The sequence below is a fragment of the Pseudomonas sp. NFACC39-1 genome (assembly GCF_900110355.1).
In the GTDB taxonomy this organism is placed as follows: Bacteria; Pseudomonadota; Gammaproteobacteria; order Pseudomonadales; family Pseudomonadaceae; genus Aquipseudomonas; species Aquipseudomonas tehranensis.
This window is the reverse complement of the sequence record NZ_FODL01000032.1, coordinates 1-6,701: the sequence shown is the minus strand read 5'-3', so window position 1 is coordinate 6,701 and position 6,701 is coordinate 1. Positions and strand designations below refer to the sequence as shown.

Annotated in this window: 5 protein-coding genes; 2 read left to right on the top strand and 3 right to left on the bottom strand. The window is 59.7% G+C overall.

Features of this window, described 5'->3' with window-relative positions:
- Positions 1-196 precede the first annotated feature (196 nt).
- The 3 genes from choV to BMY45_RS27135 all read right to left on the bottom strand — a co-directional run bounded on the left by choV (position 197) and on the right by BMY45_RS27135 (position 3,231).
- Positions 197-1,375, bottom strand: coding sequence for a choline ABC transporter ATP-binding protein (choV, locus tag BMY45_RS27145; RefSeq protein ID WP_092403483.1), 1,179 nt, complete (start codon positions 1,373-1,375; stop codon positions 197-199).
- Positions 1,372-2,217 (bottom strand): choline ABC transporter permease subunit, encoded by an 846-nt coding sequence (gene choW / locus BMY45_RS27140; protein WP_092403485.1) that lies wholly within the window; start codon positions 2,215-2,217, stop codon positions 1,372-1,374. The genes choV and choW overlap by 4 nt, the downstream gene beginning before the upstream one ends.
- A gap of 66 nt (positions 2,218-2,283) precedes the next feature.
- Positions 2,284-3,231 carry a choline ABC transporter substrate-binding protein gene (locus BMY45_RS27135; protein ID WP_092403481.1) on the bottom strand — a complete coding sequence of 316 codons (948 nt, stop codon included), beginning with the start codon at positions 3,229-3,231 and terminating at the stop codon, positions 2,284-2,286.
- A 426-nt stretch (positions 3,232-3,657) separates the two neighbouring features.
- On the opposite strand from BMY45_RS27135, the gene BMY45_RS27130 reads away from it, so the two are divergent.
- The gene (locus BMY45_RS27130) at positions 3,658-5,034 is read left to right on the top strand and encodes an L-serine ammonia-lyase (protein ID WP_092403479.1); all 1,377 of its coding nucleotides are present in this window, start codon (positions 3,658-3,660) and stop codon (positions 5,032-5,034) included.
- Between the two features lie 447 nt (positions 5,035-5,481).
- Positions 5,482-6,585, top strand: coding sequence for a choline metabolism transcriptional regulator GbdR (locus BMY45_RS27125; RefSeq protein ID WP_092403477.1), 1,104 nt, complete (start codon positions 5,482-5,484; stop codon positions 6,583-6,585).
- The last annotated feature ends 116 nt before the right edge of the window (positions 6,586-6,701 follow it).

The window sequence follows — 6,701 nt, the reverse complement described above, 5'->3', positions numbered from 1 at the left end:
CTGTCGAGTGCAACGAGGCTGCGATCTTTTCCCAGACAATTGAGTCCTGAGCGAAAGATCAAAAGATCGCAGCCTTCGGCAGCTCCTACGCGCAGCCGAGCGGGAGCAAGCTCCCTCGCCACCAAGGGCAGTGCCAAGGCATATCTGCACAAACAAAAACGCCGCGATCATCTCGCGGCGTTTTCGTCGGTTTCGCTTAGCCCAGGTTTTTGCCGAGCAGTGCGTGGTACAGCTCACTGTCGCCAAGAATCCCGACGACCTGCTGGTTATCGTGAAGCACCAGTTTATTGCCGGTCTGGTAGCGAATCTGCAGCGCGTCGCGCATGCCGATGTTGGAGTCCACCAGGGTCGGACGACGGCCCAGGCCTTCGACGGCTTGGCCCGGGGCCCAGTTTTGCAGGTCCAGCGCCGCGCCGTTCTGACGGGCACCCTTGATGGTGTTGCCTTCGGCCAGATCGAGCCAGGAGTCGCCGCCCGGATCCAGGCACACCGAACCGTTGATGCGCTTGCAGTTGTCCAGGGTGCGCATCAGGCTGCGGCCACAGAGCACGTTGAGCGGGTTGGTGTGGGCGACGAAGGTGCGCACGTAATCGTCGGCCGGGTTCAGCACGATTTCTTCGGGCTTGCTGTACTGGATGATCCGGCCGTCTTTCATGATCGCGATCCGGCTGCCCAGCTTCAGGGCTTCGTCCAGGTCATGGCTGACGAACACGATGGTCTTGCTCAGTTTGCGTTGCAACTCCAGCAATTCGTCCTGCAAGCCCTGGCGGATCAGAGGGTCGAGGGCCGAGAAAGGTTCGTCCATCAGCAGGATATCGGCGTCCATCGCCAGGGCGCGGGCCAGGCCGACCCGTTGCTGCATGCCGCCGGACAACTCGTCAGGTTTCTTGTTGCGCCACTGGGTCAGGCCCACCAGCTCAAGTTTTTCATCCACCAGCTTCTTGCGTTCCTTTTCCGGCCGGCCCTGCATTTCCAGGCCGAAGCTGATGTTTTCGCGCACCGTCAGCCAAGGCATCAGGGCGAACTTCTGGAACACCATGGCGATGCGCTTGGTACGCATCATCTTCAGCTCGGCCGGGCTGCAGGAGGCGATGTCGATCTGCCGGCCTTCATGCTCGACGAACAATTTTCCGCGACTGACGGTGTTCAAGCCGTTGATGCAACGCAGCAGGCTGGATTTGCCGGAGCCGGACAGCCCCATCAGTACGCAGATTTCGCCTTTTTCAATGTCCAGGCTGGCTTTTTCCACACCGACGATTTGCCCGGTTTTCTTCAGGATTTCGTTGCGCGTCATGCCTTGGTCGAGCAGCTTGAGGGCTTCACGTGGATCTTTGGAAAAGATCACGTCGACCTCTTCGAAGCGGATTATGCTCATGCGTCACCCCCTACTTTGGCGTCGGGTTGCTTGCAGATTCGGTCGAGCATGATTGCCAGCAATACGATCGCCAGGCCTGCTTCGAAGCCCAGGGCGATATCAGCGGTGTTCAGTGCGTTGACCACGGGTTTGCCCAGGCCGTCGGCACCCACCAGCGCGGCGATGACCACCATCGACAACGACAGCATGATGCATTGGGTGATACCGGCCGCGATGCTGGGCATCGCATGGGGCAGTTCGATACGGGACAGCAGTTGGCGACGGGAGCAGCCGAAGGCTTTGCCGGCGTCCATCAGTTCGTCTGGAACGTCGCGGATACCCAGGTAGGTCAAGCGGATGGGCGCGGCAATCGCGAACACCACCGTCGAGATCAGGCCAGGGACCACACCCAGCCCGAAAAGGGTCAGGGTAGGAATGAGGTAAACGAAGGTCGGTACGGTCTGCATCAGATCGAGCACCGGACGCATCATGGTGTAGAACAGCGGCTTGTGCGCGGCAACAATGCCCAGCGGCACGCCGATCAAGACACAGACCAGGGTCGCGAACAGCACCTGGGCCAGGGTTTCCATGGTTTCCTGCCAGTAACCCAGGTTCAGGATAAGCAGAAAGGCTGCGATAACGAAGACCGTCAGGCCCCATTTGCGCTGGATAAAATGCGCCAGTAGAGCGATGAGGCCGATCAAGACAAGCGGGTTGAACCAGGTCAGCGCAAACGTCACGCCGTGAATCATCGTTTCCAGTGACAGGGCGATGGCATCGAATGTGTTGGCGCCGTGTTGCGTCAACCAATCGACAAAGCTCGCGATGTACTGGCCCAAGGGTATTTTCTGATCAATCAGCATGGTAGTGAACATCCGCATGCAAGGAATAAACAGCCCGGACGAGCGAACCCGCCCGGCATAAAAGCATTACTGCGCAAGCTTGGCTTTCACGGCGTCCAGGCCGGGTTTACCGTCAATGGTGGTCACGCCAGCGAGCCAGGTATCGAGTACCTGTGGGTTTTTCTTCAGCCAGGCCTTGGCGGCCGCGTCAGGTTTCATCTTGTCGTCAAGCACGTTGCCCATCAGCGTGCTTTCCATGTCCAGGGTGAAGGCCAGGTTTTTCAACAGCTGACCTACGTTGCTGCATTCCTGGACGTAGCCTTTGCGGGTATTGGTGTAGATGGTTGCCTGACCGAAATTCGGACCGAAGTACTCGTCACCACCGGTGAGGTACTTCATCTTGAAGCGGGTGTTCATCGGATGTGGTTCCCAGCCCAGGAACACCACGGCGGTGCTGCGGCGCTCGGCGCGATCGACCTGTGACAGCATGCCGGCTTCGCTGGACTCGACGATCTTGAAGCCGGCGTCCTTGAGGCCGAAAGCGTTCTTGTCGATCATGCTCTGGATCAGACGGTTGCCGTCGTTACCCGGTTCGATGCCGTAGATCTTGCCGTCCAGTTCCTTCTTGAACTTGGCGATGTCGGCGAAATCCTTCAGTCCTTTGTTATAGAGCTCTTCGGGTACCGCCAGGGTGTACTTGGCGTTCTCCAGGTTGGCCCGCACCGTATCCACGGTACCGGCTTCGCGGTAGGCCTTGATGTCGTTTTCCATCGTCGGCATCCAGTTGCCGAGGAACACATCCATGTTCTTGCCGTCGGCCAGGGACTTGTAGGTCACGGGTACGGAAATCATGGTGGTCTTGGTTTTGTAGCCCAGGGCCTCGAGTACCACGCTGGTGGTGGCGGTGGTCACGGTGATGTCGGTCCAGCCGACATCGGAGAAGTTGACGGTGCTGCACTGCGCGGGTTCAGCAGCGTTGGCCAGCAGCGGAAGACTCAGCATGGCGGCCAACAACAACGGCGTGGAACCTTTCATGGGTGGACTCCTGGTGTTTTATCGGCGGCGCCCGTTCAAGGACATCCGCACTTTTTTTGGATGTTGCGGTTGGGGGCGCGTGAGCACTCTCTGACACGCGGCCTTGCAAACGAGCCGTAACCGATCATGTACCAGTGCAAATCTGTCGCCTACAGGGTGCGTCGTATCCAGTACAGGGAGGGTCGCATCCAGTGTTAGTGACGTCGTTTACAGATTTTTTTCGCCCTTGGCTGGCCTCTGATACGCAAAAAACGTCGTAAAACCGGGGCAAAGGGCGGGCGACGTCGGTGGGCATGATTGCGTCGGTGTCAGACGTCGAACGCCCTGGCAAAAGCCGGATGATGCGGGCATCCCGGCGTTGAGCGTAGCAGCTCCGCCACCGGGCGCTCCTGCGCCCGGATGTGCCTGTTCTGGAGGTTCTCGGCAATGGCAATCAGCGTGTTCGACCTGTTCAAAATTGGTATCGGCCCGTCCAGTTCCCACACCGTGGGGCCCATGCGCGCTGCAGCGCTGTTTGTGCAGCGTTTACGTGAACAGGGTGTTTTGGAACAAGTAACGCGCCTGGAAGTTCAGCTTTACGGTTCCCTGTCTGCCACTGGCATCGGCCATGGCAGTGATAACGCCGTGATCATGGGCTTGATGGGCGAGTGGCCAGACGCGATCGACCCGTCGCAGATTGGCCCCCGCATCGAGCTGCTGCGCGAAACCCAGACCCTGCTGCTGGACGGTCGTCTGCCGGTGCCTTTCGTCTGGTCCCGGGACATGCGCCTGATCGACGAAAACCTGCCGTTCCATCCCAATGCCATGACGCTGGTGGCCGAAGGCGACAACGCTGAATTGCACCGTGACACCTATTATTCAGTCGGCGGTGGCTTCGTCGTCGATCAGGCCCAGGCGTCCAGCGGCGTGGTGGATCTGGATGCCACCGAGTTGCCTTACGATTTTTCCAGTGCCGAAGAACTGCTCCAGTTGTGTCGCACCCATAACCTTCGGGTGGCCGAGCTCATGATGGCCAACGAAAAGGTCTGGCGCTCGGAGGAGGAGATCCGCAGCGGCCTGATGAAACTCTGGCGGGCGATGCAGGACTGCGTCGAGCAAGGTCTCAAGCACGAGGGCATTCTGCCCGGCGGTTTGAATGTGCGTCGGCGAGCAGCCAAGTTGCACCGCAGTTTGCAAGAACTGAACAAACCCAATGTCATCGGTTCGACCCTGAGTGCCATGGAATGGGTCAACCTGTTCGCCCTGGCGGTCAACGAGGAAAACGCCGCCGGTGGCCGCATGGTGACGGCGCCGACCAATGGCGCGGCGGGAATCATTCCGGCAGTGCTGCATTACTTCATGAAGTTCAGCGAAGCGGTCACCGACGCCAACGTGGTGGATTATTTTCTCGGCGCGGCGGCGGTGGGAATCCTGTGCAAAAAGAACGCCTCTATTTCCGGCGCCGAAGTCGGTTGCCAGGGGGAAGTGGGCTCGGCATGCGCCATGGCTGCCGCTGGCCTGGCGGAGATCCTTGGCGCGACCCCCGAGCAACTGTGCAACGCGGCGGAAATCGGCCTGGAACACAACCTCGGCCTGACCTGCGATCCGGTGGGTGGTCTGGTGCAGGTGCCGTGTATCGAGCGCAACGCGATAGCGGCGGTGAAAGCCATCAACGCTGCGCAGATGGCGCTGCGCGGAGACGGCCAGCACTTCATCTCTCTGGACCGGGTGATCCGTACCATGCGCGACACCGGCGCCGACATGCATGACAAATATAAAGAGACATCGCGCGGTGGCCTGGCGGTCAGTGCGGTGGAGTGCTGATCGCCTCGCCAGAGGCGATCGCATATCGCTCACAAAATGCACACTGATCCACAAACGCGCCACCTTTTAGCGCGTCGCAAACAGACATGACACCGTTTGTCGGACCCACCGCTGTTCGTCCCTCGACCGTTCGTCATTCGCACCTGTGGTGATACCGGTTGCGCAAGTGCCGCAGCCCAGTTCCCACAAGTGCTACCGTTCTGCTCACGGCCGGCTGTGGCGGGCGCCTGCCGCCACTGATGGCACCTATAACCCACACTCATCGCGTGCCTTATTTAGACTGGGCGCGATGTCGTTTTCAGGATTTATTGAACACGCATTCAATTTAGGCATGGCAATTGCTCTATCGATGTAAAGCCCGTCTGCTGTGTAGAGACCAAGGGCAACAACCAATAAAAAGAGCCTCCGCCTGAGGCCATCACTTGCTTTGTGTGAGGAGATACCGCGATGACGACGTCCAACCCAGGGGCTCAATCCCAGAACCGTGCGCCTCAATCCATCGGCTTTTTGCTGCTGGACAATTTCACGCTCATTTCCCTGGCGTCCGCGGTGGAGCCGCTGCGCATGGCCAACCAGCTGTCCGGTCGCGAGCTGTATCGCTGGACCACCCTCACCGTTGATGGCGGCCAGGTCTGGGCCAGTGATGGTTTGCAAATCACGCCGGACGCGGCCATGCACAAAGCGCCGCCTATCGATACCGTCATTGTGTGTGGCGGCGTTGGCATTCAGCGCACCGTCACCCGTGAACACGTGTCATGGCTGCAAAGCCAGGCCCGTCAGTCCCGGCGCCTCGGCGCGGTCTGCACCGGCAGTTGGGCCTTGGCCTGCGCGGGTCTGCTCGATGGCTTCGATTGCAGTGTGCACTGGGAATGTCTGGCGGCAATGCAGGAAGCCTTTCCGCGGGTATCGATGAGCACCCGTCTGTTCACCCTCGACCGCAACCGCTTCACCAGTTCCGGCGGCACGGCGCCACTGGACATGATGCTGCACCTGATCAGCCGCGATCACGGCCGCGAGTTGTCGGCAGCGATCTCCGAAATGTTTGTCTATGAGCGCATTCGCAACGAGCAGGATCACCAGCGCGTGCCACTCAAGCACATGCTGGGTACCAATCAGCCGAAGTTGCAGGAAATCGTCGCGCTGATGGAAGCCAATCTCGAAGAGCCGATCGACCTGGACGAACTGGCGGTGTACGTCGCCGTCTCCCGGCGCCAGTTGGAGCGCTTGTTCCAGAAATACCTGCATTGCTCGCCGTCACGCTATTACCTCAAGCTGCGGCTGATCCGGGCGCGGCAACTGCTCAAGCAGACGCCGATGTCGATCATCGAAGTGGCGTCGGTGTGCGGTTTCGTCTCCACGCCGCACTTCTCCAAGTGCTACCGCGAATACTTCGGCATTCCACCGCGCGACGAGCGCGTCGGCTCCAACACCGCGCAGCAGGTGGCGATGATGCCGCTGCCACAGGCCCTGGTGCTGTCGCCATTGTCCGGCCCGTTGTCGGCGTTGAGCCAGGCGCGTAATGAGTCGACGTTTGCCAGTGTGAGGCTCTAGCCGCTTTTGTGGCGAGGGAGCTTGCTCCCGCTGGGTTGCGGTGTAGGAGCTGTCGAGTGCAACGAGGCTGCGATCTTTTCCCAGACAATTGAGTCCTGAGCGAAAGATCAAAAGAT

What these genes read in the sequence shown, in the direction of transcription:
- choV (WP_092403483.1), bottom strand. Translation starts at nt 1,375, where the DNA reads ATGAGCATAATCCGCTTCGAAGAGGTCGACGTGATCTTTTCCAAAGAT.
- choW (WP_092403485.1), bottom strand. Translation starts at nt 2,217, where the DNA reads ATGCTGATTGATCAGAAAATACCCTTGGGCCAGTACATCGCGAGCTTT.
- BMY45_RS27135 (WP_092403481.1), bottom strand. Translation starts at nt 3,231, where the DNA reads ATGAAAGGTTCCACGCCGTTGTTGTTGGCCGCCATGCTGAGTCTTCCG.
- BMY45_RS27130 (WP_092403479.1), top strand. Translation starts at nt 3,658, where the DNA reads ATGGCAATCAGCGTGTTCGACCTGTTCAAAATTGGTATCGGCCCGTCC.
- BMY45_RS27125 (WP_092403477.1), top strand. Translation starts at nt 5,482, where the DNA reads ATGACGACGTCCAACCCAGGGGCTCAATCCCAGAACCGTGCGCCTCAA.